Here is a 23,055-nt window from a genome sequence, read left to right as displayed (position 1 = left end):
GCCGGGCTCGCGCCCGCGCGGATCAGGGCGAGCATCCGCTCGAGCACGGCGATATCGGCTTCGGTGTACAGGCGGTGGCGACCTGGACGGTCTTGCGGCGGCCCGATGTCGTAGCGGCGGTTCCAGCTGCGGAGCGTCGCGGTCGGAATGCCGAGGCGTTCGGCGACCGCGCGCACCGTGTATCCGGCCGCATCGGACACGGGGGCGGAGCCGGCGGGCATCGCCCCATTGTTCCCGTCGTCGAGGGGATCTGCCTCACCTGGGCGGCGCTCGGCGCTGGGCTGGGGCATGGCATCGCTTCCGTCGGGGCGGTGAGATCGCTGCGCGCATGGCATCCCTGCCGATCGTGACCGCGATGACCTCTGGGCGCTGAAATCCAGATTGCATCAATTATGCATCGTTATACTCTGAAGGGATAGCCGCCGATTTCGGAGGAGTGGACATGATCCACAGTCGGATAGTGAACTCGTCCGCCCGCCTGTGCGTGGGAATAGTGGCCACCGTGACTCTGGCAGCGGGCGGGATCGGCGCTGCACCGGCGCGGGCCCAGGTCACCGGGCCCGCGCCGGTGCAGCGGCTGGAACTGGAGCGATACCTGGGTACGTGGCGTCAGCTCGCCGCCATCCCGCAGTATTTCAACCTGGTCTGCGCGCGGGACACGCAAGCGAACTACTCGCTCGACCCGCAGGGCGGTATCGCGGTGCGGAACTCCTGCATCACCTGGGCGAACACGCTCAACGAGATCAACGGCACGGCCGTGGTCAACGACCGGGAGACCGGCGCGCAGTTGCACGTCAGCTTCCCCGGCGTGCCGACCCAGGACCGCCAGGAAGGGCCGACCAACTACATCGTCACCGCGCTCGGCCCGGACTATTCCTGGGCGCTGGTCACCGACCCGAGCCGGATATCCGGGTTCGTCCTGGCCCGCGCCGCCGCACTGGAGGAGCGAGCCTGGGGGGAGGTGCTCGCGGCTATCACGGCGGCGGGGCAGAATCCGTGCCTGTACCTGACCTCGCCGACGACAGGTGGCGAATCGCGCATCGTCCCGCTGTGCCTGCGGTGATCCGATTGCTCTGCGCTCGCGAGGGCCGAGCCGCCGACAGTATGGCCGAGCCGCCCGATGGCCGCGTCGGCGCTACTTGCACGGGTCCCGAGCGCGCTCGACCCCGACACCGGACGCCATGGCATCCGGGCGCTCGATGCTGTTCGTCGGCAGAGGCACCGCCATCGCCTCGCTGCGTCAGCGGAGCATTGGTCTATCCGGACGTGCGCCGATTTGCCTGCGGCGGGTCGCGGCCAATCGCTGCCTCCTCGCCGCTCCGGCATGAGCACGAGTGGCGTCCAAACCGGCGAAGCGCGCTCCCACGAGCCGCACGAATGATGAATCACCCTGCTGCGGAAGCGGATTGCCTCCGATTATGACCGTCACGATCGCGCTGTTCACCCGCGACTTGCGGGTCCGTGACAACCCTGTGCTGACGGCCGCGCATCGGGAAGGCACCGCGGTCGTGCCGCTGTTCGTTCTCGACGATGCGATCCTCTCCGGTCGCTTCGCCGCGCCGAACCGGGCCAGGTTCCTGACCGTGGCGCTCGCCGAGTTGGATGCCGAACTGCGAGCCATCGGTGGCAGGCTGGTGCTGCGCCGTGGCGACGTGGTCGGGGAGGTCGACCGGGTGGCAGGCCAGGTGCACGCGCGGAGCGTGCACATCGCCGCGGATGTCAGCGGTTACAGCCAGCGGAGGGAACGCGCGCTGCGCGAGCGTCTTGCCCGACGGAACTGTCTGCTGCACACCCACACCGCGAGTATCACCAGCACCGATCGGGAGGCGCTCATGCCCGCCACCGGACGCGACCATTTCGCCGTCTTCACCCCGTACTTCCGGCGCTGGTCCATAACGCACCGGCGGAAGCCGCTCGGCAAGCCACGCGAACTCAGGCTGCCGCGGGTGGCGAGCCTGTCGTTGCCGGACGCGGGTGACCTGTGCGCGGGCCCTGCCTCGCCGCGGCTGGCCGTCGGCGGCGAATCGGCGGGACGAAAGCTCGTGCGCGAATGGTTGTCCGGGCCGATCGAGGACTACGCGCGCCTGAGCGACGACCTCGGCGCCGACGCCACCTCGCGGCTGTCGCCGTATCTGCACTTCGGCTGCGTGTCCCCGGTGGAGCTCGTCCACCGGGTGAACATGTCGACCGACGGCGGGCTCGCGTTCGCCCGGCAGCTGGCCTGGCGCGACTTTCACCACCAGTTTGCTGGCCGCCCGCCCGGCTGCGGCGTGGTCGGACTACCGCGACCGCTCGATCCGCTGGTCTGATGATCCGCAGGCCGTGGACGCCTGGCGGGACGGGCGCACGGGGTACCCGATCGTGGACGCCGGGATGCGACAACTGCGTGCCGAGGGCTGGATGCCGGGCCGGGCCCGGCTGATCGCCGCCAGTTTCCTGACCAAGTCGCTGCGCGTGGACTGGCGCGTCGGCGCGGAGCACTTCATGCGCTGGCTGGTGGACGGCGACCTGGCGAACAACCAGCTCAACTGGCAGTGGGTCGCGGGCACCGGAACGGACACCAGGCCGAATCGGGTGCTCAACCCGCTGCGCCAGGCCGAGCGCTACGACGCGGAGGGTGCGTACGCGCGGCGCTGGATTCCCGAGCTGGCTCACCTGCCCGGCGCTCGCGTGCACCGGCCGTGGCGCGAACAGGTCGATCCGGCGGACTATCCGGCTCCGATCATCGATGTCGTCGGAATGTGATGTCGCCGGGTTGGATTCACCGCTCGACTCGACGTCCGGGTCGCTGTTCTCACTACGCAGGACACCCGTGTCACTTTGCGTATCGAATCGGAACCCGCCGCGCTTCCGAATCCCGTTCGGCCGAGCTTGAATTGATGTGTCGAGGATTCGCCATCCCGAGGAAAGGGGCTCGCCATGGGCACCGTCGAAATCGCCATCACTCTTGGACGCATTCTGGACACGTTGCAGAAAGCACTGATTCTGCTCCTCTGGTGACCGCACCGCGGCGAGCGGACCAGGGTCGCCCTGGCGCCGTGCAGGTCGATTACCTCGCAGGTAATCGACCTGATCGATGATTTCGGCCAGGCTCGGGGCATGGCGACGAACATCATCCGGCAGTCCCGCTCCCCGCTGGCCGGTGCGCTGCGCGGCCTCGCTCTCGGTCGTGTCGTACTCGGCGCGGCCGCCCTCGTCGCGCCGCGAGCACTGACCAGGGCGCTGGGCGTACTGCCCACACCTGAACTCGATTACATGACGCGAATATTCGGTGCCAGGGCGGTCGCGCTCGGTCTCGGCTACCTGACCGCGCCGCGGGAAGAGTTGCCGCGCTGGCAGCGTCTCGCCCTGATGGTGGACATTCTCGACACCACCCATGGGAGCGTGCGCCTGGCCCGTGCCGACGTCCCGCGCCCGGCCGCGATCGCCATGGTCGCGTTGACCGGCGGCTACATGCTCGTCGGCGCCACCAAGCTGGCCAGGGACCTGCGGTGCGAGGCGTAGTCGTGCACGCCCCTGGCACACTGGGGCGATGGCGACCGTTGTGGCGTTCCACGCGCACCCCGACGACGAGACGCTGCTTACCGGAGGGACCCTGGCCAAGCTGGCCGCCGCCGGGCACCGGACGGTGATCGTGGTGGCCACCGACGGTCATATGGCCGATCTGGCCGGCCGGAAAGCCGTGCGGCTGGGCGAGTTGGCGGACAGTGCGGCGGCGCTGGGCGTGGCCAGGGTGGCGCACCTCGGTTATGCGGACAGCGGACACGGCCCGGTGCTGTACGCGGACCCGCCCGATCGGGTGCGGTTTGCGCGAGCGGATCCCGACGAGGCGGCCGAGCGATTGGCCGCGATCCTGCGCGAGGAGAATCCCGACATTCTGCTCAGCTACGACCGAAATGGCGGCTACGGACACCGCGATCACGTTCGCGTGCACGAGGTCGGCAAACGCGCGGCCGAACTGGCCGGGGTGTCGCGCGTCCTCGACGCCACCTTTCCGCGCGAAAGCTACACGCGCCTGGTGCGTTTACTCGGACGACTGCGTATTCCGCTGCGCTACGACCCGGCCACCCTCGCCACCTTGTACAGCCCGCGCTCGCAAATCACCCACCGCATCGACGTCGGTCCCTTTGCCGCCCAACGCAAAACTGCGCTCGCCGCCCACCGCTCGATCATCGAGGGCTCCAGCGGCTTCGCCACCATCGCAAACGCGCTCCTACACCTGCCAACCCCGATCCTCGCTCGCGTGATCCACTGGGAATGGTTCGCCGAGGAAGGCGCAGCCCCACCTTCCAACGCACCACTGGACGACATCTTCCAGCCCGCCCGCCGTTGAAACCGCCCATGGTTGGCCGTTCCCGCGCCTGGTCGATCTAGTCGTAGTTCCCGGACAGCAGGGTGCCTGCTGTCGCTTCGGCGACTGTGTGGGTGAGGGTGGGGAGTTTGTCGCGGTCGCCGTCCAGGATCAGCAGCCAGGCGAAGATCGGGCCGAGTAGGAGTGCCTGCACGGTGGTGGGGTCGGGGCGGGTGGTCAGTTCGCCGCGGGTGACCGCGCGGTCGAGCACCTCGGTCAGCACGAGTCGTTCGCGTTCGAGGAAGGTCTCGGCGAAGCGGGTGGCCAGCGCGTCGTCGGCGTAGATGTCGGCGAGTAGACCGGCGAGGACGTCGGTCGGGGCGTGGCCGAGTTGTGCTGCGATGACGCGGGTTACCGCGGCCAGATCGGCACGCAGGGAGCCTGCGTCGGCTGGCGGTTGTTCCCGCATGTCGTGCACCACGACGGAGAAGATCATTTCCTGCTTGGTCGCGTACCGGCGATAGATCGCGGCCTTGCCGATTCCGGCTCGTGCCGCCACCGCGTCGACGGTGAGTCCGGCGTAGCCGCGCTCGGCCAGCAGCTCTCGGGTGGCCTGAACGATGGCGAGATCCACCTCACTGTTGCGGGGGCGACCCACGCCTTGTCTAGGTTTCGGCACCCTTCTACTATACGGAACTATCAGTATCGAAACTGACGGTTCCGTAATGAATGGGTGGACTTCACATGATCAAGTGGGCAGGCGGCCTTCTCGTGTTGCTCGGATTCGGGCACACACTGGGCAGTTATGTATTGACCGCTGCGGAGCACGGGGACCCGTGGTTCAGCGCGGAGCTGTGGCGACCGGAAGAGGGAATCACCGAGATGAGTTCGGCCATGGGTTCGTTCTGGCTGACCACGGGGAGCTTCGGCGTGCCGCTGATGGTGCTCGGCATGGTCGTCCTGTGGCTGGATCGCCGGGGCATCAAGCCGCCGTCGTTCATCGCCTGGACGCTGGGCATCTGGTCCGTGGTCGCCGGCGTGATCCTCGAGCCCGCCCCCTGGGTGCTCGCCTGGATCGCGGTCGGGCTGCTGGCACTCGGCGCTCGGCGCGCACGCGTCACCGAATCAACACCCCAGCTCAGCGGCGTGTAAGCCGATCCGCGACGGTTTCCGCCGGGTAATCCGGGGACGACGATGCCCGTGAGTTGTGCTCGCGGGCATCGACGACTCGGACCGGGCGCGCGGCCCTCCCGACCGGCTAGATCGTGCTGACCACCTCGTCATAATCCAAGCGTGGCGAGCGCGGGAACCAGGCGTTCGCGCCCGGCTTGCCGATATTGACCACGACGAGACCGGTGTGCTCGCCCTCCGGGAAGAAGTCCTTGTCCAGCCCCGCGCCGTCGAAGCCGTTCATCGGGCCCGCCGCCAGCCCCGCCGCGCGGATGCCCAGGATGAAGTAGCCGATCTGGATCAGGGCATTGAACCGCGCCGACTCGGTCCGGTAGTCCGTATCGGCGAAGTAGTCCTTGGCCTCCGGCGCGTGCGGGAACAGCTTGGGCAAGTTCTCGTGGAAATTCAGGTCGGCGGCAAGAATCGCCGAGAGCGGCGCCGCGGCCGTCTTCGGCTTGTTGTTGTCGATCATGTGGGTGACCAGCCGGTCCCGCGCCTCCTGGCTGCGCACGAGCACGATCCGCAGCGGTTGCTGGTTCATCGACGTCGGCCCGTATTTCACCAATTCGTAGATCGCCCGGATCTGCTCGTCGGTGACCGGCTCTTCGGTGAAGGTATTCGCCGTGCGGGCCTCCCGGAAGAGCAGATCCTGCGCCTCTGCGGCGAGCGTGAGCAAGGCTGGCTGAACGGAGTTCACGTGATTTCTCCTCGAAATGTGTTCGGGGACGGTGGGTTACGGGTCAGTCATGGACGACGCGCCGCGAGCGCGTCAGCAGCGCCCCGTCGACGCGGACGAGCACGTCGTGCACGACGCAGCTCGGTGCGATCTCGGGCTTGCTGTTCGGGCGGATCTTCACCACCAGGCAGTAGGCGGTGGACACGATGGTCCCGTCGTCCTGGGGTTGCAGGTTGATCATGTTGAACCAGTGTCTGCGCTGCATCGGGTCGGTCTCGAAGCGCTTGTGGAACTCGACCAGGTCCGCGATGATGCCCGCCCTGGTCCGGGCCGGCGCAATCCCCGGCGAGTGCTCGAATTCCGCGTCCTCGGTGAAGGTCTCGGCGTAGCCGGGGATGTCGCGGTTGTCCAGCCGCTGCATCTGCTCGGCGTAGAACTGCTGGACCTCGGCGTACAACTCGGTGCGGCTCGCGACAGTGGTCATGGTTGCTCCCTAAGGTTGCGGCGGGGCGCGGCTGCACGCCACGGTGGATGACGCCGCTAGAGCCTCGGTCGAGCCCCAGCAGGCGACCGTCGGTTGACCGGATCTATAGGACTCGCGACGACGCTGGTGGTCGAGAAGCCCGGCGAGTTCGGAAGATCGACCGATGGAGGAGTCATGGCGGAAAATCGGCGCGTCGCGCTGGTCACCGGAGCGACCAGCGGAATGGGCCTGGAGATCACCAAAAGCCTGGCGGCCCAGGGCATTGCGGTGTTCCTTTGCGCTCGCGACGAGCAGCGGGTGACCGACACGGTGAAGAGCCTGCAAGACGAGGGCCACGAAGTGGACGGCACCGTCTGTGACGTGGCCGACGCCGCGCAGGTCCGCGAGTACGTCGACGCGGGCGTGCGACGCTACGGCCCGATCGACATCCTGATCAACAACGCCGGCCGCAGCGGCGGCGGCGTCACCGCGCAGGTGACCGACGAACTGTGGTTCGACGTGATCAACACCAATCTCAACAGCGTGTTCCTGATGACGAAGGCGGTGCTGAACGCGGGCGGAATGCTGGAGCGCGGCGGCGGCCGCATCATCAACATCGCCTCCACCGGCGGCAAGCAGGGCGTGGTGCACGGCGCCCCGTACTCGGCGTCCAAGCACGGCGTGGTCGGTTTCACCAAGGCGCTGGGCCTCGAGCTGGCCAAGACCGGGATCACCGTGAACGCGGTGTGCCCCGGATTCGTGGAGACACCCATGGCCGAACGGGTGCGCGAGGTGTATTCCGGCCTGTGGGGTGTCGACACCGACGAGGTGCACGCCAGGGTCAGCGCCCGGGTGCCCATCGGTCGTTACGTGCAGCCGTTCGAGGTGGCGGCGATGGTCGACTACCTGATCGGCCCTGGGGCGGGCGCGGTGACGGCACAGGCACTGAATGTCTGTGGCGGACTGGGCAATTACTGATCGGAAGGAGGCACGGCAATGACCGCAGTCGACGAGAACGCCGCCGGCGCCCGCGCTACCGGGCACGACGATTATCTCCGGGTCCTGGACGCCATACAGACGGGCGCGCTGCACCTGCTCGCGGGCTTCCCGCGGCAGCCGAGCGCGCTGCGCTTCCAGGTCGGGGAGGTGACCGTGGAGGCGGAGTGGCAGGCCGCCGCGCCGCCGTCCACTCCGGTGCCGGTCACCGATGTTCCGGTGGAATCCGTTGCGCCGCCGGAGAGTCCGGTGAACGGTGCGATGGTGCGTGCACCCAGTGTCGGCGTGTTCTATCGCTGCCCCGAGCCGGGCGCGGACCCCTTCGTCGAGGTCGGCGACCGGGTGCAGGCCGGACAGCAGATCGCGATCGTGGAGGCGATGAAACTGATGATCCCGGTGACCGCCCAGACCGGCGGCGTAATCACCGGGATACTCAAGGAAGACAACGAACCAGTGCAATTCGACGAGCCCTTGTTCTCGTATTCTCCGGAATGACAGGCAGTTCAGGCGGGCGGGCGGCTGCGTCGCCAGGTGAGCACCCGGCGTTGGGTCCGCCCGCCGACCTGTGCGGAGCCGATCAAGGTGAGCACGTCTCCGGTCAGCGACATCTGGCGCACCTGCTCGGTGTCCGCCCACGCCGGGTTGGAGCACACGCTGATCGCGTGCACCACCTCCGTGCCGGATCGCCGCCACGTGCCCGCGTAACCCATGAACGGCGTCGCGCCCGCGGCGCCGTCCGTGCGCATCATGCTCACCGACATGTAGCCGTGCGCGCCGTAGATCAACAGGCCGCGTGGCGCGTCTCCCAGTGGCCCCTGGCTGGTCGCATCGTTTTCGTCGATGTCGTAGTAGGACACCAATTCCCATGTCCCGACGAGATCGGTCGCGTTCATGGACCCAACGATGGCGGCCGCCGCTCTAATCACGCTGTAGCCGAGCCGCGGGCGAAGCGGTGGCTGATCCGCACCAGCCGCCAGATGACCTCCAGCTCCTCGTGATCACGCGGTCCGTAGACCATCACCAGCGTCGCGGGCAGGAATCCCTGTACGGCCATCGGGTGCAACTCCGCCCAGCCCTGCTGAACGGTCTGCGTCACCACATCTTTCGGCAGGCACATGTGCAAACTGCCATCACCGCGTCCGTGCAGGTGGGCGAATTCGGTGCCCGCCAGATAGGCCGCGCCGGGACCCTTGGCGACGGCAGGCCGCAGGTGCAAGGCGCGGGTATCGGGCATGGCAATGCCGCTGCGGCCGAGCAGGACGTCGTCCAGGGTGGCCATCCGAGCCCACAGCTCCTCTTGCAGAACCGGCGGGGCGATCTGACTGAGCTGCTGGTGCGGGTTGTGCTCGCGGGTCCGCGGCCGGTCGCCGGAGCGGCGCGGCAGATCGAGTCGCCCGTCCACTGCTGTCGTCGTCATGACTGTGCTCCCTTCGGGTTTCGCGTCCCTGGAGCCACAGTACTTTCCAAAGTATAGTAGTTACCAAGCGGAAAGCGACTAACCGGGAGGACGCATGACCGTGCCCGAAACCGACCCCTGCCCGATCACGCCGGTCATCGATCTGGTCTTCGGCCGCTGGTCCACCCAGGTCCTCTGGGTCCTCACCCACCACGGCCGCCTCCGTTTCACCGAACTCCAGCAGCGCATCCCCGGCCTCACCCCCAAGGTCCTCACCCAGCGCCTACGTCAACTCGAACGCGACGGATTGGTGTCGCGGACCTACCACGCCGAGGTCCCGCCACGGGTGGAGTACGCGGCGACGCCGCTGGCCCAAACACTGACCCCGGTGTTCAGCAGCATCGTGGAATGGTCCAGCGAGCACCTCGGCGAGGTTCTCGCGGCACGCGCCGCCTATGACGCGGCCGACAGTGTGATCTGAGCCGCGGTCGCCAGTTGGAACAGCCGCGTGTATCCGCGGATCATGGCCGCATCCCGTTCCAGGCGGCGCACAATCGCCCGGCGCGCATGTTCTGACTGGCTGGCGCGCTATTGGAAACCCTTGCTGCTGTGTCCTTTTGGTTTCGTACCGGGGTTCGGTCCGGCCTGCACACGGCGGGCTCGCTGAGCTTCGATGGAACCGAGTCCGCTCATCGGTGTGATGGTTCTCGTCGTCCTGGCTCGATGGCGATGGTTCAACAGTACGTCCGCCGAGCGGTACCTCAACGCCACACTCACGATCATCTTGTTGACCCAGTCGCTGCGGGAGCAAGCAGTAGAGTCTCTCATCGCCGAGAGTTCGCCGCTGACCGTGACGATGGTCCAACAGCTATCACTGTGCACGATCGTTGTTTCGATCGCGCCCTTCCTGTGCGTGGTCGATCTTCTTTCCGGCAGAGATCCGGCGAAGGTTCGGCGGCGCCAATTTCTTTGGTACTTCGTCGCGGGGTTTCTCGCATCCGTGATTCTGGTGGCCGGAACCCGGGCGCGGCGCGATGAACAGCTGCTGGAGATCTCCGGGGGATGGGACGAGGTGCTCGCGTGGGTTGGGTTCTCGGTGCTACCACTGTATTTGGCGTTCCAGATGCTGCGCAGATGCTATCTGGAACTCCGGCAACAACGCGTGTCCGATACCGAGAAGTTGATTCTCGCCGGAATAGCGGCGGCAGGAGCGGCCATCGGGGTCTCGACAATGATCGCGCTCGTACTCGCCATACTTCAGGAACTCCGCGTCGTCGACTCGGTCGAGTTTCGGCTCCGAACACATTCACGGAACTTTTTTTGGATTGCGACAACGATATCGCTGGTGTCTGCCGCGCCTCTGGTGAAAGCGGTCATCGAGTATCTCGGCTGTGACTACGCCGGTCGACGACTGCGACGACTGCAGCCCCTGTGGCGCGCGATGGTTTCGATGTTCCCGGACAGCCGGCTCCCGCTGGATGCCGGAGCGGCGGCAGGGCGAGGCACGAAGCTGCAACTTCATCGCGCCACCGTGGAAATTCGTGATGCCATCCTCCAACTCCGTCCTTACTGCCGCGATGTGGAGTCGATCGAGTTCGCGCGATTTGTTGCCGGCCAGCATGTTCCAGATCACGAGCGGGATATGGCAAGGTTTGCTCTGCAGTTGGCTGATGCGGCGCGTGCCAGGATGGATAACGCGTCCCCAGCCAACGAGGCGGTCCGGTGGCGGGCACCCTCGTCGTCTGCAACCCTGGACGACGAGGTGGCCGAACTTCTCGCACTGGCCAAGTGGTGGCGAGCGGCAGAGAGGTTCGCCGCAACTCGGCAGAACCGCGCAATCACCGAATCAACCCGACGAGCGGGGGAGAAAACATGATCGAGGTGTCGTCAAGCACGGTCGGGGCTGAACCCGCGGCGTTGCCGCATCCGCGTTTCCGATTGCCCCTGCTCGGTGACGTCTTGACCACCGACTTCGCCAAGCCATGCCAGCGGTTGGCCGAGCAGGCGCGGGAACTGGGCCCAGTCTTCGAACAGAAGCTCTTCGGCTTTCCCGCGGTCATCGTGACCGGTACCGAGGCGGTGGAGGATGTGAACAATGAGTCGCTGTGGGAGAAGCACATCGGCCACTCGTTGATGAAGCTTCGGCCTCTTGCAGGGGACGGTCTGTTCACCGCGTTCAATCGGGAGGCGAATTGGGAGAAGGCACACAACATCCTCATGCCCGCGTTCACGCGGACTGCGATGGCCAACTACCACGACACGATCGCGAGCACGGTGCGCGAGTTGACCGATTCCTGGTCGGCGTTACCGTCGGGCACGTGGATCGACATTCCCGCGCACGCGAACCGGCTGACTTTCGAGATCATCTCTCGCGCCGGGTTCTCACATTCGTTCCGTTCGATGTCCGATCCGAGCGGAAATCCGTTCGTCGAGGCGATGGTTCGTGAACTGACCTACGCGAACCGGCGAACCGATGTCCTTCCGTGGTTCGAGCTGATCTTCCGCAGAGGTCGGGAACATCAGCATCGGACCGACGTAGCACATGCGCACACGGTCGTCGACGGCATCATCGAAGCCCGCCGAAGCCAATCCGGTGCCGAACACCGCGACATACTCGATCTGATGCTCGACGCCGGTGACTCGGTGGCTGGTGAAACACTCGATACCCCGAATATCCGGAACCAGATTCTGACGTTCTTGGTCGCGGGCAGCGAGACATCGGCGAACATCATCTCTTTCGCCTTGCACTATTTGTCCATCCGACCGGACATCGCTGACGGTGTCCGCGCCGAGCTCGACGAGCGTTGGCCCGCCAAAGGATATCCGGACATCGAGTTCGACGATGTAGCGAAACTCCGCCGGCTACGGCGGGTTGTGGATGAGACGCTACGTCTGTGGCCAACCGGTCCCGGCTACTTCCGCCGCGCCCGGCAAGACACGACGCTCGGTCACGGCAGGTACCGTTTCAAGAAGAAGGACTGGGTACTGGTGCTGCTGCTCGCCGCGCATCGGGATCCGGCTTGGGGGCCGGACGCGGACGAGTTCAATCCCGATCGGTTCCTGCCCGAGAACCTTCGGGATCTCCCTTCCCGCATCTACAAGCCATTCGGCACCGGCCCTCGTGCGTGCATCGGGCGACAGTTCGCCCAACACGAGATCATGGTGACGCTGGCCGCCATCCTGCACGAGTTCGACCTGGATCCCGACCCGGGCTATCGACTCGACGTCCAGGAAACCCTCACCCTCAAACCAGCGGGACTGCGCCTGCGCCTGCACTCCCGCCATCCGTGACAGCAAGTACCGCCGCGACGGAGAAGTCAGCCTGCACGCCGAGGAGGGCGCGACGTTCCGCTATCGGCGCGGGTCCCGGGAGGCAGGCGGAAGCGGCCGGGTACGTCGGCATCGGACCGACCGCAACGAAATCCGTACTAGGAGATGTCGTAGTCGGCGGGGTCGACGTGCTGGGTTCTCCGCCAGTACTCGTCGGCCGAGTAGGGCCAGTTCGTCGCTGAGCGACCACCCTCGTTGTACCAGCCGGATCTTGTCGAGAAGCCCCACGCGCGGTTCTCGTTGCCGCGGTCGACCCACGCGCCGAAGTCGTCGTACACGTCTTTGCGGACGTCCAGCGCACGCTGCCCGGTGGCCAGGAGCAGGCGCACGGCGTCGAGGAGGTAGCCGACCGCGCACTCGGAGAAATAGATGATGCTGCCGCCCTGCCCGACAATATTGGTGTTGGGGCCGTAGAGGCAGAACAGGTTCGGGAAGCCGGGGATGGTCATGCCCAGATACGCGCGTGGCGCGCCGTCCCACATCGCGTGCAGGTCCAGACCTCGGCGGCCGGTGACCGACATCGGGGCCAGGAAACGCGACGCCTCGAACCCGGTCGCATACACGATCACGTCCACTTCGGACTCGTGGTTTCCCGTGAGAACGCCGCGCGGCGTGATCCGCTCGATCGGCTCGGTCACCAGCCGCACATCGTTCCGCTTGAGCGTGGCCACCCATCGACCGTCGTCGCACAGCGGGCGCTTGGCGCCGACGGGATACTGCGGCACCACATGCTCGCGAATCTCAGGTGCGTCCGCCAGCTGGGTCTCCATTGCGGCCAGCAGCAGTGAGCGCAACCGCTCATTTGCCGCCGATACCGCTCGTTCGGTCGGCGGGTATGCGGGGTCGACAGTCCAGCTGTCCAGCAGGCCGCGCAGGCCCGGTGTGGAGAGCCAGAAGCGGTACCACTGCGCGTAGTACGGCACATGCCGAAACAGCCATTGCGCACTTGCCGATATGGGTTGGCGCAGCTGCGGAGTCGGTCGCAGCCAGGGCGGGTTCCGCTGGAAGACCAGGACTTCGGCCGCTGTCTCGGCGATCTCGGGAACGATCTGGAAGCCGCTGGCACCGGTTCCGATGACCGCGACGCGCTTGCCTGCGAGATCGACCGAGTGGTCCCATTCGGCGGTGTGGAACGCGGGTCCGGCGAAATCGTCGCGACCTTCGATGGCGGGCAGGCGTGGTCGGCTCAGCTGACCGACCGCGCTGACCACACTGTCATACACCGCGCCAGCGGCCCCCGTCGCGGTGCGCAGGGTGAGCCGCCACGACGACGACTTCTCCTCCCACGTCATCGCGGTGACCTCGACACCGAACCGAATGTGTTCGACCAGTCCGTTCTGGTGAGCGAAGTCGCGGAGGTAGTCGAGCACCATGTCCTGGGTGCAGTAGTGGTGCGGCCAATCGAGTCTCGGGGCGAACGAGTAGCTGTAGAGATGGCTGGGGACGTCGACGCGGCAGCCCGGGTAGGTGTTGGCGAACCATGTTCCGCCGAGGCCGGAGTTCTTCTCGTAGATCGTGAACGGCACACCGGCCTGGGCGAGCCGGTAGCCGGCGAGCAGCCCGCTCAGCCCGGCGCCGATGATCGCCACCCGGAACTCCCGGCCCGGGGCCAACCGCGCCTTCGTCCACGTCGGCGCTTTCGGGTCGGCGCCGGCGAGCAGGATCTGCTCGGCCAGCAGCGGCACCAGTTCCTCGGTATCCGATCCCAGGGCCCAGCTGGTAATACGCCGCAGTCGGTCCGGTTCCGGCGCGGGCGGCACCTCGATATCGCCCTCACGAAGCCGGACCAACGCCTGCGACGCCTGTTCTCGCACATCGGCTTCCACAACCTCGGGGAGGCCACCTCGCGGCTGGGACGACATGGCCGGCCGATACTCCGCGCGCAGCAAGGAATAGTCGCCGGTGAGGTGCGCGACGGTCATGAGCAGCGCGGGTATCTGCGCGTCGGCCACATACGCGCGTAGCGTTTCATCATCGACATCGATCGGCTCGAGCATGGTCACATCCCACCCAGCGTTCCTCGGTTGCAGTGTCGGTCTCGAGCGTGCTCGACTCCGCTCGAGACCGGCTACAGCATCGACGGCCGGCGAGACTGGAGAAGCTGGCGAGGTACCGGCCGCGCACCGCCTACAACGAGTCCTTACCGGGTTGGACATGACGAATGCGGGCCGATCTCCCCCGGAGGAGATCGACCCGCATCGAGTGTTGCGCACTGTCCGCCGAACCGAGGCTATGGTGCGGCTGCTGGACGAGGCGCCAGGGCGAGGAGATGTGCGGCCGATTCGCGTGGCATGGTGATCATGCAGTCGTGGCCGGTCGGCAGGACCAGGAGCCGGTCGGGCGGTAGGTCGGTGGGTGGCAGGGTGCGGGGCATGGCGGTGCGCATGGCCTTGAAGGCCTCGCCGCCTTCGCTGCAGTAGACGTGGGACACCGGAATGGACTCGAGCGCCAGGGGATTCGTCAGTTTCATCGGCTGTTGGAAAGTCTTCAGCGATTGCGGCGTCTGCAGCGAGGCCAGCCAGCTGAGGTCGGGTTCCTCGGTGACGCCGTACAGTCCGCCGTCATCCATGGGTTCGGTCTGGGGCGGCACTCGCCAGCCGTCGCCGTGGGTGGCGGCCGCGGCGACGAAGGCCTCGACCATGCCGGGCATGATGTCGGCCACCGCTTCGCCGTCGCGGGGGACGAAGGTGTCGATGTAGACGAGTTCGGCGATGCGGTCCGGTACGGCGTCGGCCAGCGCGGTGACGACGATGGCGGCGTAGCTGTGGCCGACCAGGACGATGTCGGTCAGGTCCTCGGCGGTGACCAGGTCGATCAGGTCGCGGACCTGGGTGTCGAGGCCGACGTCGGCCGTGAGCAGATGGGCGCGGTCGCCGAGACCGACGAGCGAGGGGGCGAGGACGCGGTGCCCGGCGTCCTCGAGCAGCGGGGTGACCCGCTGCCAGACCCAACCTCCGTGGAAGGCGCCGTGGATGAGCAGGTAGGTCGACACGATCAGTTCTCCCTGGAGTTCGTGAGGGCCGTGACGGTTCCGGTCGCGGGAGGGACGGGCTCGGGGCGGATGCCGAGTCCGATCACCCGGGCCACCAGGCGGGGCAGGCGGGGGAAGCGCCGGAGCAGACGGACGAGCAGCGGTTTGTCGGTGCCGGGACGTCCGGCGCTGGGATAGAGGTCCGACAGCAGGCGCAGTTGCGCGAATTGCACCACCCGCATGGGGAATTCGCGACGCCGCTGAATGGTGCGCAGCGCGGCCGTAGCCGGTGTCGCGCCGGTGGTGAGGATCGGTGCGAGCAGCCGGGCTGCCGCGATGGCGTCCTGCACCGCGAGATTGATCCCGACGCCGCCCGCTGGAGACATCGCGTGCGCCGCGTCCCCGATCGCGACCAGCCCCGGCCGGTACCAGCGGCGCAGCCGATCCACCCGGACGTCGAGCGGCTTCACGTCGTCCCAGTCCAGGATTTCGGCGTCCAAATGCGGCGCGAGCACGGGATAGATGGCGGCGAGATCCGCACGGAACCGCGACAGCCCCGCGTCCCGGATGGTCGCGAAGCCGCCCTTCGGGATCATGTACGCGACCTGGAGATAGTCCCCACGGTCGATACAGACGATGAAGAACCCTTTTCCACTGCGGACCGTGGGCAGGCGCTCACCCTCGGGCTTGGTCACCCGGAACCACAGCACGTCCATCGGGGCGGCGCTGGCGGCGACCTCGAGCAGCCCCGATCGGCGCACGATCGAATGGCGTCCGTCGGCGGCGATCACCAGATCGGCGGTGATCTCCAGCGCTCTCTCGGGAGTTCGGGCCCGTGCCCCGACCACCACACCGTCGTGCTGGATCAGCTCCGTGACCTCCGCCTGCTGCACCAACCGGAACCCGGGGTAGCGGCGGCCCGCATCGGCCAGGAAGTTCAAGACGTCCCACTGCGGCATGAAGGCCACGAACGGGAAACGCCCTGGCAGCGTGCTGAAGTCGGCGAACACCACCGGACCGGTCGCCGTCGCCATCGGCAGCTGTGGCAGCTCGACGTGCGGCAGCGCGAGGAACTCCTCGGCCAAGCCGAGTTCGTCCATCGCGAGCAGCGTCGAGGTGTGCACCGTGTCGCCCCGGAAATCGCGCAGGAAGTCCGGATGCTTCTCCAGCACGAGCACATCCACGCCGGAACGGGCAAGCAGCAGCCCGGTCATCAGTCCGGCGGGTCCGCCGCCGATCACGCAGACCCGCACCGACTCGGTGCTCACGCCAGGCATGCCGGCACCTGCCCGCCGTTGTAGAGCACCATCTCGTCGAAGATGGTCAGCACGTCCAGCGGTTCGCCGAGCGGGCCGCCGGACAGTTCGGCGTCCGCCCGGTACAGGTTGCCGACCAGCCGCTCCTGGTCGACCAGCTCGGCGAACTCGCCGTGGTCGGCCTCCAGCGCGATGGCCAGCGGCGGCAAACCCAGCGTGCGTCCCTCCGCCGCCAGATCCTGCACCCACCGCAGATATCGCAATGTCTGGTCGAAGATCTCCGGGCCGGTCACCGGACCGTGCCCGGCGACGACCGTCTCGGCGCCGAGCGCGACCAGCCGCCGCACCGCGGCGATGGACCCGCTGACCGATCCCATCAGGCAGAACGGCGCCGCGCCCGACATCACCAGGTCCCCGGCGAACAGCACGCGCTCCTCGGGCAGCCAGGCCGCCACGTCATTGCTGGTGTGCGCGGCGGGACCGAGATGGATGAGCTCGACCCGCCGTTCGCCCACGTGCAGGGTCAGCTGGTCGCCGAAGGTGATGCCCGGCAACGTGACTCGGACGTCGCCCCAGTCCACGCCCGGCCACAGCTTCGTCAGCGCCAGACCGGTTTCGATCATCTCGGGCCGGATCCGGTCGTGGCCGATCACGACGGCGGCCGGCCCGAACAGGTGGTTGCCGAAATTGTGGTCACCGTGGTGGTGGGTGTTCACGATCGTGCGGGCCGGGCCTGCGCCGAGCCCGTCGACGAACTCGACCAGGGCGCGGGTGCGTCCCTCGGTCGCCAGCGTGTCGATCACCACCGCGCCAGCCGGGCCGACCAGCACACCGGCGTTGCTCACACACCAGCCGCCGCGGCTGTGGGTGTAGGCGTAGACGCCGTCGGCGATCTCGGTGACGGTGGGCACCGCGGACGTTTCGGTGGCCGTCATGTCGGCGACTTCGTTTCGGCGTAGCGCACCGCGCACAGCAGCGTATTGCGGCTGTTGGTGGACAATGCTTCGGTCAAATAGGCACGGGCGTCGGCGAGATCCGTTTCAGCGCCGAGAATCTCGCGTGCGGCGTCGGGATTGATCGCGACGGTGTGCCGTGCGGTGACCATCGCGCCGCCCGGGCCCTCCGCGAATTCCCACGCGCCGCTGTGCCCGAAGAGCATCGCTGGTGGCAGCAGCTGCTTGTAGTCGATCCGCTCACCGGGGACGCACACCCGCACCGACTTGGTGGTATGCGGGATGCCTCCCGCGGTCACCGTGTCCATCTCCATCAGCTGCACGCCGTCGTCGTCCTCGGTGAGCTCGATCCGGCTGACGTGCGGGACGTGCTCGGGCCACCGCTCGCTGTGATAGACGAAGTCGTACACCTCGGCGGCCGAGCATTGCAGCGTCACCGTGTCTTCGAAGGTGTGGACGACATCCTCGACCGGGTGTCCCAGCTCCGCGATGCGGGCCAGCGCCGCGAGTTCGGTCTCGCTGTTGCGGTCCACCGCCGCGGCGACCTGCTCGGGGTCGGCGCCGTCCACCACGGTGAAGTGGTGATCCAGGGTGACTTTCGTCGCGCCGGTACCGACCTCGCGGAACGACCAGCCGCCGCCCATGGACGCGATCGGCGCCTGGCTGCGCTCCTGCTCGAAGACGATGCGGCGCTGCCCGGCGTCCAGCACGCGCCGCGAGGTCCAGTTCCGCACCACGCCGTTCACTGTGGCCCACAGCCGGAACCGCTCCTCGTCCTGGCCGCGGTGCAGGTGGCGCACCAGCACGCTCGGCGCGAAGATCACCGGCCAGCGGGTCACGTCGGCGACCAGGTCGTAGACCACCTCCGGCGCGGCCTGCACCACCTTCGTGTGGGTCATCACGGTTGTCATGCCACACCTTGCAGTTGGGCGTTCACGATGTCGACCAGCTCTTGCGGCGTCTTGACCTCGACGAGCTGCTCTTCCGGGATCGTCACGCCGAAGTCGCGCTGGATCCGCGCCGCGGTCTCGATGAGCGCGAGCGAGTCGTAGCCCAGTTCCTCGAATTCCACTGCGGCGATGTCGCCGCCGAGTTCGGCGAGATCCTCGCCGCCGGCGCATTCCACGAGGATCCGGCGTAGTTCGGTGATGGTCATGGTCATGATTCGCTCCCGGGAAGTACTCGATCGGACACGGCACGCACGACGACCGCGGAGTTGAAACCCCAGCGCCCGCGGGCGAGGACGAGCGCACCGCCGACGGTGGCGGCGCGCGGGGCGCCGAGAACCAGGTCGATCCGGTAGTCCTCGGCGAGCGTGGTGGTGTACGCGGTCGGCGGAATGACCGAATCGCGCACCGACAGCAGCGCGGTCACGATGTCCAGCGGGCCTGCGCCGGAGAACAATCTGCCGGTCAGGGGTTTGGTCGCGGTGACAGGAACGCCGCGGGGCCCGAAGATCGCCTCGATGGCCGCGGCCTCGTCGCGGTCGCGTTCCGGGATGCCGGCGGCGTCGGCGAACACCACGTCGATGTCGCCGGGTGTCATCCCGGCATCGGTCAGCGCGAGTTCGGCCGCCCGGCGCAGACCCGACGGCCGGTCCGAGCCGGGTGGTGGGTCGAAAGTCGAAGCGTAGCCAGCGATTTCGCCGTGCACCTTGGGCACGCCGCGGGCCCGCGCGGCGGTGGCGTCCTCGACGACCAGCATCGCGCCGCCCTCGCCGGGCACGTACCCGGCGGCGCCGACGTCGAACGGCAGGTACGCGCGCTCGGGTTCGGTGGCGGCGCTGACCGAACCGCTGGCCAGATGCGAAGCCCAGCCCCACGGGTCCAGCGCCGAATCGACACCGCCGGTGACCACCAGCGGCGTGCCGCGCCGCACGGTGCGCCGGGCGTGACCGATCGCGTCCAGCCCGCCCGCCTGCTCGGCGACCAGCGCGCTGCTCGGTCCGCGCATGCCGTGGCGGATCGAGATCTGGCCGGTGTTGACCGCGTAGAACCAGGCGAACGACTCGTATACGCTGACGTGCTCGGAGCCGAGCGACCACAGCTTGTTGAACTCGCGGTGGGTGAATTCGAAACCGCCGGAGGCGTTTCCGGTCACCACGCCCATGTCGTAGTCGGTCATCGCCGCGGTGTCGACCTTCGCGTCGTCCAGCGCCCACTGCGCGGCGACCAACGCCATCCGGGTCGAGACATCGGTCTGCGGCAGCAGCCGGCTCGGCAGATGCTCGGCCGCGTCGAAATCGGCCACCTGCCCGGCCAGCCGCGCCGCCGAGCGGCTGGTGTCGAACCGGGTGAGCGGCGCGATCCCGCCGCGCCCGGACAGCACGGCATCCCAGAAGCGCTCCACGCCCATGCCGTTCGGCGCGAGCACCCCCATTCCGGTCACGAGGATCATGCCGCCACCGCCTCCGCCTTGCGCAGCACCATCGCGCTCTGGAACCCGCCGAACCCGCTGCCCACGGTGAGCACCGTGTCCATCCGGTGGTCGCGGGCGACCAGGGGCACGTAGTCCAGATCGCATTCCGGGTCGGGCTCGTGCAGGTTGGCCGTCGGCGGCACCACCTGGTGCTCCAGCGCCAGCAGCGAAGCCGCGATCTCGACCGAGCCGATCGCGCCGAGCGAGTGCCCGACCATCGACTTGATCGAGCTCATCGGCGTGGCGTAGGCGTGCGCACCGAGACTGCGCTTCACCGCCGCGGTTTCGTGCCGGTCGTTCTGCCTGGTGCCGGAGCCGTGCGCGTTGATGTAGTCCACACCGGTCGGGTCGATCCTGGATTCGTCCAGCGCCACTCGGATCGCCTCGGCCATCTCGCGGCCGTCGGCCTTCAGCCCGGTCATGTGATAGGCGTTGCACCTGGTCGCATACCCGGTGATTTCGGCGTAGATGTGCGCTCCGCGCTTGCGTGCGCTCTCGTATTCCTCGAGTACGAACATCGCGGCGCCCTCGGCGAGCACGAAACCGTTGCGCGAGTTGTCGAACGGCCGCGAGGCCACCTCCGCCTCGTCATTGCGCGGCGTGGTCGCCTTGATCGCGTCGAAGCAGGCCACCACGATCGGGGTGATCGGAGTGTCCGACGCGCCCGCCAGCATGACGTCGGCGGAGCCTTCGCGGATCAGTTGCACCGCGTGGCCGACCGAGTCCAGTCCCGACGTGCAGCCGTTGGACACCATCGCCACGGGCCCCTCCGCCGCCACACTCCAGGCCACTTCCGCAGGCATCACGCTGGGCACCATGTAGTCGAACATGTGCGGCGAGAGATACGACTCGTCGACCAGCCAGTTCTTCCCGGAGTCCGACAGCACCAAATATTCGCGCTCCAGGCTGGTGGCCGCGGCGACCGCACTGCCGAGGCTCACGCCGAGCCGGTACGGAGCGACCGTCGCCAGGTCGAGTCCGCTGTCGGCCACCGCCTCCCGCGCGCAGACCACGGCGAACTGCACCGCACGGTCCATGCGCCGGATCTCCCTGGGCGACAATCCCTCCTGCACCGGGTCGAAATCCGCTTCGCCCGCGACCTGGGACCGGTACGGTGCGGCGTCGAAGAACGAAATCCGGCGGGTCGCGGTGCGGCCTTCGGACAGCAGTTTCCAGAACTCGTCCTTGCCCGACCCACCGGGCGCGCGGACGCCGAGTCCGGTGACGACAACGCGGCGGTTCATCGCGCACCACCGGATGCGTGGGTGTTCATGGCGTTATCTCCCTTCGATCGTGCGACCAAGCATCGGGGCCGGTCCTCGAACCTCGCTCGAGCCGAGGAGTCGAGTTGTTCTCTAGCGGGAGCGCGCATGCTGTCGCTGTGATCGCCCGGCCGGCGCCGTCCGGACCGATCACCCGTTCCCCGAGCACAGGAGACACGCGTGATGAAGTCAGCACACGGCACCGACGGCGCCGCGGACTGGGTGCTCTGCCCGGCATGCCTGATCCCGCTGTACGGCAAGCGATTCGCCCGCGACCTCGGCGTCTGCGGCGAATGCGGCAGGCACACCCCGATCACCGCCGAGCAGCGCATCGTCCAGCTCGCCGACGAGGGCCGGTTCGAGCCCCTGCCCGACGCCGCCACCGACGACGACCCGCTGAGCTTCACCGACACCAAGCCCTACCGGGATCGGCTGGACGCCGCGCGCGCCCGCACCGGCATGCACGACGCAGTTCTGTGTGCGCGGGCGGCGATCGAAGGTCAGCCGGTGGTGATCGCCGCGATGGATTTCCGCTTCCTCGGCGGCAGCCTCGGCACCGCGGTCGGCGAGATGATCACCGGCGCCGCGGAAACCGCTCTGGCAGAGCGTATTCCGCTGCTGATCGTCACGGCATCGGGCGGCGCGCGGATGCAGGAGGGCCCGCTGTCGCTGATGCAGATGGCCAAGACCAGCGCGGCGCTGGAACAGCTGGACCGGGCGGGCATCCTGACCGTCACCCTGATCGCCGACCCCACCTACGGCGGCGTGGCGGCGTCCTTCGCCACCCTCACCGACGTGCTCATCGCCGAGCCGGGCGCGCGCCTGGGATTCGCCGGGCGGCGGGTGATCGAGCAGACCATTCGCCAAGAGCTGCCGCCGAAGTTCCAGACCGCCGAATTCCTGTTGGAACGTGGGCTCATCGACATGATCGTGCCGCGCGCGGGCCTGCGCCAAGTGCTCGGCGGGCTGCTGCGGATCGCGGCACCGGTGGATCCGACCGAAAGCTTCGTTTCCGCGGACGCGGGCGTCGTCACCGATCCGGACCGCCTCGCGGAGAACGATCCCTGGACGCAGGTACGCCGTGCGCGCACCCCGCAGCGGCCGACCGCGCTGGAGTACTTCGCGCTGGCCTTCGACGAGTTCCGTGAGCTGCGCGGCGACCGGATCTCGGGCGACTGCGCGGCGGTGGTCGGAGGAACGGCCTGGCTCGGTGCGCAACCGGTGATCGTCATCGGGCACCAGAAGGGCCACGAGCCGAAAGAGCTGATGGAACGTAACTTCGGCATGCCGACACCCGCGGGATACCGCAAGGCCGCGCGACTCATGCGGTTCGCCGAGAAACTGGGGCTGCCCGTCGTCACCCTGATCGACACGCCCGGCGCCTATCCCGGCGCGACCGCCGAGGAGCAGGGGCAGGCGATCGTCATCGCGGAGAACATCCGGCTGATGTCCGCGCTGCGGGTGCCGGTGATCAGCGTGGTCATCGGCGAGGGCGGCAGCGGGGGAGCGCTGGCGCTCGGCGTCGCCAACCGGGTGCTGATGTTCGCGAACGGGACGTATTCGGTGATCAGCCCCGAGGGCTGCGCGGCGATCGTCTGGAACGACCCGGCCGCGGCGCCGAAGGCAGCCGCCGCGCTCGCGCTGACCGCACGGGATCTGCTGCGGCTCGGTGTGGTCGACGGGGTGTTGCCGGAGCCGGGCGACGACGTCGGTGCCGCACCCGTGGCCGCGGCCGAGCAGCTGCACCGCGCAGTGGCCGCGACGCTCGGCGAGCTGGTCGGGCGCAGCGGTGCGGAGCTGGCCGACGAGCGGCGCGCCCGATTCCGCCGGTTCGGTGCGCGGCCGCAGGTTTTGGTCCGGTCGGTGGCGTAGG

General features: G+C 67.9%; 26 protein-coding genes. 12 read left to right on the top strand and 14 right to left on the bottom strand.

Features of this window, described 5'->3' with window-relative positions; translation table 11 throughout:
* Positions 1-221: MerR family transcriptional regulator (locus tag NA4_RS01300; RefSeq protein WP_157128731.1), on the bottom strand; the 221-nt coding region annotated here is incomplete at its 3' end.
* 281 nt (positions 222-502) lie between these two features.
* On the opposite strand from NA4_RS01300, the gene NA4_RS01295 reads away from it, so the two are divergent.
* From NA4_RS01295 to NA4_RS01280, 5 genes are all read left to right on the top strand, one after another.
* On the top strand, positions 503-1,063 hold the full coding sequence (locus tag NA4_RS01295; RefSeq protein ID WP_245671026.1) for a lipocalin family protein: 561 nt from the start codon (positions 503-505) through the stop codon (positions 1,061-1,063).
* A gap of 355 nt (positions 1,064-1,418) precedes the next feature.
* Complete coding sequence (locus tag NA4_RS01290) at positions 1,419-2,309, top strand: deoxyribodipyrimidine photo-lyase (RefSeq protein WP_307188562.1); 891 nt, start codon at positions 1,419-1,421, stop codon at positions 2,307-2,309.
* On the top strand, positions 2,245-2,745 hold the full coding sequence (locus tag NA4_RS43460) for an FAD-binding domain-containing protein (RefSeq protein ID WP_307188561.1): 501 nt from the start codon (positions 2,245-2,247) through the stop codon (positions 2,743-2,745). Before NA4_RS01290 ends, NA4_RS43460 begins: the two co-directional genes overlap by 65 nt.
* 354 nt (positions 2,746-3,099) lie before the next feature.
* Positions 3,100-3,504: a hypothetical protein gene (locus NA4_RS01285; RefSeq protein WP_067462490.1), complete on the top strand. Its 405-nt coding sequence runs from the start codon at positions 3,100-3,102 to the stop codon at positions 3,502-3,504.
* Between the two features lie 28 nt (positions 3,505-3,532).
* Positions 3,533-4,333 (top strand): PIG-L deacetylase family protein, encoded by an 801-nt coding sequence (locus tag NA4_RS01280; protein ID WP_067462487.1) that lies wholly within the window; start codon positions 3,533-3,535, stop codon positions 4,331-4,333.
* Between the two features lie 37 nt (positions 4,334-4,370).
* Here the strand turns inward: NA4_RS01280 and NA4_RS01275 are convergent, their stop codons facing one another.
* Positions 4,371-4,970 (bottom strand): TetR/AcrR family transcriptional regulator, encoded by a 600-nt coding sequence (locus NA4_RS01275; protein WP_067462484.1) that lies wholly within the window; start codon positions 4,968-4,970, stop codon positions 4,371-4,373.
* A 65-nt stretch (positions 4,971-5,035) separates the two neighbouring features.
* On the opposite strand from NA4_RS01275, the gene NA4_RS01270 reads away from it, so the two are divergent.
* Complete coding sequence (locus NA4_RS01270) at positions 5,036-5,443, top strand: DUF6463 family protein (protein WP_067462481.1); 408 nt, start codon at positions 5,036-5,038, stop codon at positions 5,441-5,443.
* A 106-nt stretch (positions 5,444-5,549) separates the two neighbouring features.
* On the opposite strand, the gene NA4_RS01265 is transcribed toward NA4_RS01270, so the two are convergent.
* Positions 5,550-6,158, bottom strand: coding sequence for a malonic semialdehyde reductase (locus NA4_RS01265; protein WP_084496694.1), 609 nt, complete (start codon positions 6,156-6,158; stop codon positions 5,550-5,552).
* A 43-nt stretch (positions 6,159-6,201) separates the two neighbouring features.
* Positions 6,202-6,621, bottom strand: coding sequence for a nuclear transport factor 2 family protein (locus NA4_RS01260; protein ID WP_067462475.1), 420 nt, complete (start codon positions 6,619-6,621; stop codon positions 6,202-6,204).
* Between the two features lie 174 nt (positions 6,622-6,795).
* Here NA4_RS01260 and NA4_RS01255 point away from each other — a divergent pair, with 174 nt between their 5' ends.
* Both NA4_RS01255 and NA4_RS42030 read left to right on the top strand, forming a co-directional pair.
* Positions 6,796-7,578, top strand: coding sequence for an SDR family NAD(P)-dependent oxidoreductase (locus NA4_RS01255; RefSeq protein ID WP_067462556.1), 783 nt, complete (start codon positions 6,796-6,798; stop codon positions 7,576-7,578).
* Between the two features lie 18 nt (positions 7,579-7,596).
* Complete coding sequence (locus NA4_RS42030) at positions 7,597-8,091, top strand: acetyl-CoA carboxylase biotin carboxyl carrier protein (protein ID WP_067462472.1); 495 nt, start codon at positions 7,597-7,599, stop codon at positions 8,089-8,091.
* Between the two features lie 8 nt (positions 8,092-8,099).
* On the opposite strand, the gene NA4_RS01245 is transcribed toward NA4_RS42030, so the two are convergent.
* A complete protein-coding gene (locus tag NA4_RS01245; protein ID WP_084496693.1) occupies positions 8,100-8,489 on the bottom strand; it encodes a lipocalin-like domain-containing protein in 390 nt (129 codons plus the stop codon).
* Between the two features lie 29 nt (positions 8,490-8,518).
* Positions 8,519-9,013: a luciferase domain-containing protein gene (locus tag NA4_RS01240; protein ID WP_067462470.1), complete on the bottom strand. Its 495-nt coding sequence runs from the start codon at positions 9,011-9,013 to the stop codon at positions 8,519-8,521.
* Positions 9,014-9,107: 94 nt separating this feature from the next.
* Between NA4_RS01240 and NA4_RS01235 the strand changes: the two genes are divergently transcribed.
* The 3 genes from NA4_RS01235 to NA4_RS01225 all read left to right on the top strand — a co-directional run bounded on the left by NA4_RS01235 (position 9,108) and on the right by NA4_RS01225 (position 12,283).
* Entirely contained in the window at positions 9,108-9,473 is a 366-nt protein-coding gene (locus NA4_RS01235) for a winged helix-turn-helix transcriptional regulator (protein WP_067462467.1), read from the top strand.
* Between the two features lie 219 nt (positions 9,474-9,692).
* Complete coding sequence (locus NA4_RS01230) at positions 9,693-10,868, top strand: MAB_1171c family putative transporter (RefSeq protein WP_307188563.1); 1,176 nt, start codon at positions 9,693-9,695, stop codon at positions 10,866-10,868.
* The gene (locus NA4_RS01225) at positions 10,865-12,283 is read left to right on the top strand and encodes a cytochrome P450 (RefSeq protein ID WP_084496692.1); all 1,419 of its coding nucleotides are present in this window, start codon (positions 10,865-10,867) and stop codon (positions 12,281-12,283) included. The genes NA4_RS01230 and NA4_RS01225 overlap by 4 nt, the downstream gene beginning before the upstream one ends.
* Positions 12,284-12,420: 137 nt before the next feature.
* Here the strand turns inward: NA4_RS01225 and NA4_RS01220 are convergent, their stop codons facing one another.
* The 8 genes from NA4_RS01220 to NA4_RS01185 all read right to left on the bottom strand — a co-directional run bounded on the left by NA4_RS01220 (position 12,421) and on the right by NA4_RS01185 (position 21,164).
* The gene (locus NA4_RS01220) at positions 12,421-14,319 is read right to left on the bottom strand and encodes a flavin-containing monooxygenase (RefSeq protein WP_067462547.1); all 1,899 of its coding nucleotides are present in this window, start codon (positions 14,317-14,319) and stop codon (positions 12,421-12,423) included.
* A gap of 233 nt (positions 14,320-14,552) precedes the next feature.
* Positions 14,553-15,314: an alpha/beta fold hydrolase gene (locus NA4_RS01215; protein WP_067462461.1), complete on the bottom strand. Its 762-nt coding sequence runs from the start codon at positions 15,312-15,314 to the stop codon at positions 14,553-14,555.
* 2 nt (positions 15,315-15,316) lie between these two features.
* On the bottom strand, positions 15,317-16,570 hold the full coding sequence (locus NA4_RS01210) for an FAD-dependent oxidoreductase (RefSeq protein WP_067462458.1): 1,254 nt from the start codon (positions 16,568-16,570) through the stop codon (positions 15,317-15,319).
* Positions 16,558-17,484 (bottom strand): MBL fold metallo-hydrolase, encoded by a 927-nt coding sequence (locus tag NA4_RS01205; protein ID WP_067462545.1) that lies wholly within the window; start codon positions 17,482-17,484, stop codon positions 16,558-16,560. Before NA4_RS01205 ends, NA4_RS01210 begins: the two co-directional genes overlap by 13 nt.
* Positions 17,481-18,413, bottom strand: coding sequence for an aromatase/cyclase (locus NA4_RS01200; protein ID WP_067462455.1), 933 nt, complete (start codon positions 18,411-18,413; stop codon positions 17,481-17,483). The genes NA4_RS01205 and NA4_RS01200 overlap by 4 nt, the downstream gene beginning before the upstream one ends.
* Entirely contained in the window at positions 18,410-18,664 is a 255-nt protein-coding gene (locus NA4_RS01195) for an acyl carrier protein (RefSeq protein WP_218022224.1), read from the bottom strand. The genes NA4_RS01200 and NA4_RS01195 overlap by 4 nt, the downstream gene beginning before the upstream one ends.
* The gene (locus tag NA4_RS01190) at positions 18,661-19,899 is read right to left on the bottom strand and encodes a ketosynthase chain-length factor (RefSeq protein ID WP_067462449.1); all 1,239 of its coding nucleotides are present in this window, start codon (positions 19,897-19,899) and stop codon (positions 18,661-18,663) included. Before NA4_RS01190 ends, NA4_RS01195 begins: the two co-directional genes overlap by 4 nt.
* Positions 19,896-21,164 (bottom strand): beta-ketoacyl-[acyl-carrier-protein] synthase family protein, encoded by a 1,269-nt coding sequence (locus NA4_RS01185; RefSeq protein WP_067462446.1) that lies wholly within the window; start codon positions 21,162-21,164, stop codon positions 19,896-19,898. Before NA4_RS01185 ends, NA4_RS01190 begins: the two co-directional genes overlap by 4 nt.
* 201 nt (positions 21,165-21,365) lie before the next feature.
* Between NA4_RS01185 and accD the strand changes: the two genes are divergently transcribed.
* Positions 21,366-23,054, top strand: coding sequence for an acetyl-CoA carboxylase, carboxyltransferase subunit beta (gene accD, locus NA4_RS01180; protein WP_067462443.1), 1,689 nt, complete (start codon positions 21,366-21,368; stop codon positions 23,052-23,054).
* The last annotated feature ends 1 nt before the right edge of the window (position 23,055 follow it).

Source organism: Nocardia amamiensis NBRC 102102 (assembly GCF_001612745.1).
In the GTDB taxonomy this organism is placed as follows: Bacteria; Actinomycetota; Actinomycetes; order Mycobacteriales; family Mycobacteriaceae; genus Nocardia; species Nocardia amamiensis.
The sequence above is the reverse complement of the archived record's forward strand: the minus strand, read 5'-3'. Positions and strand labels throughout refer to the sequence as shown.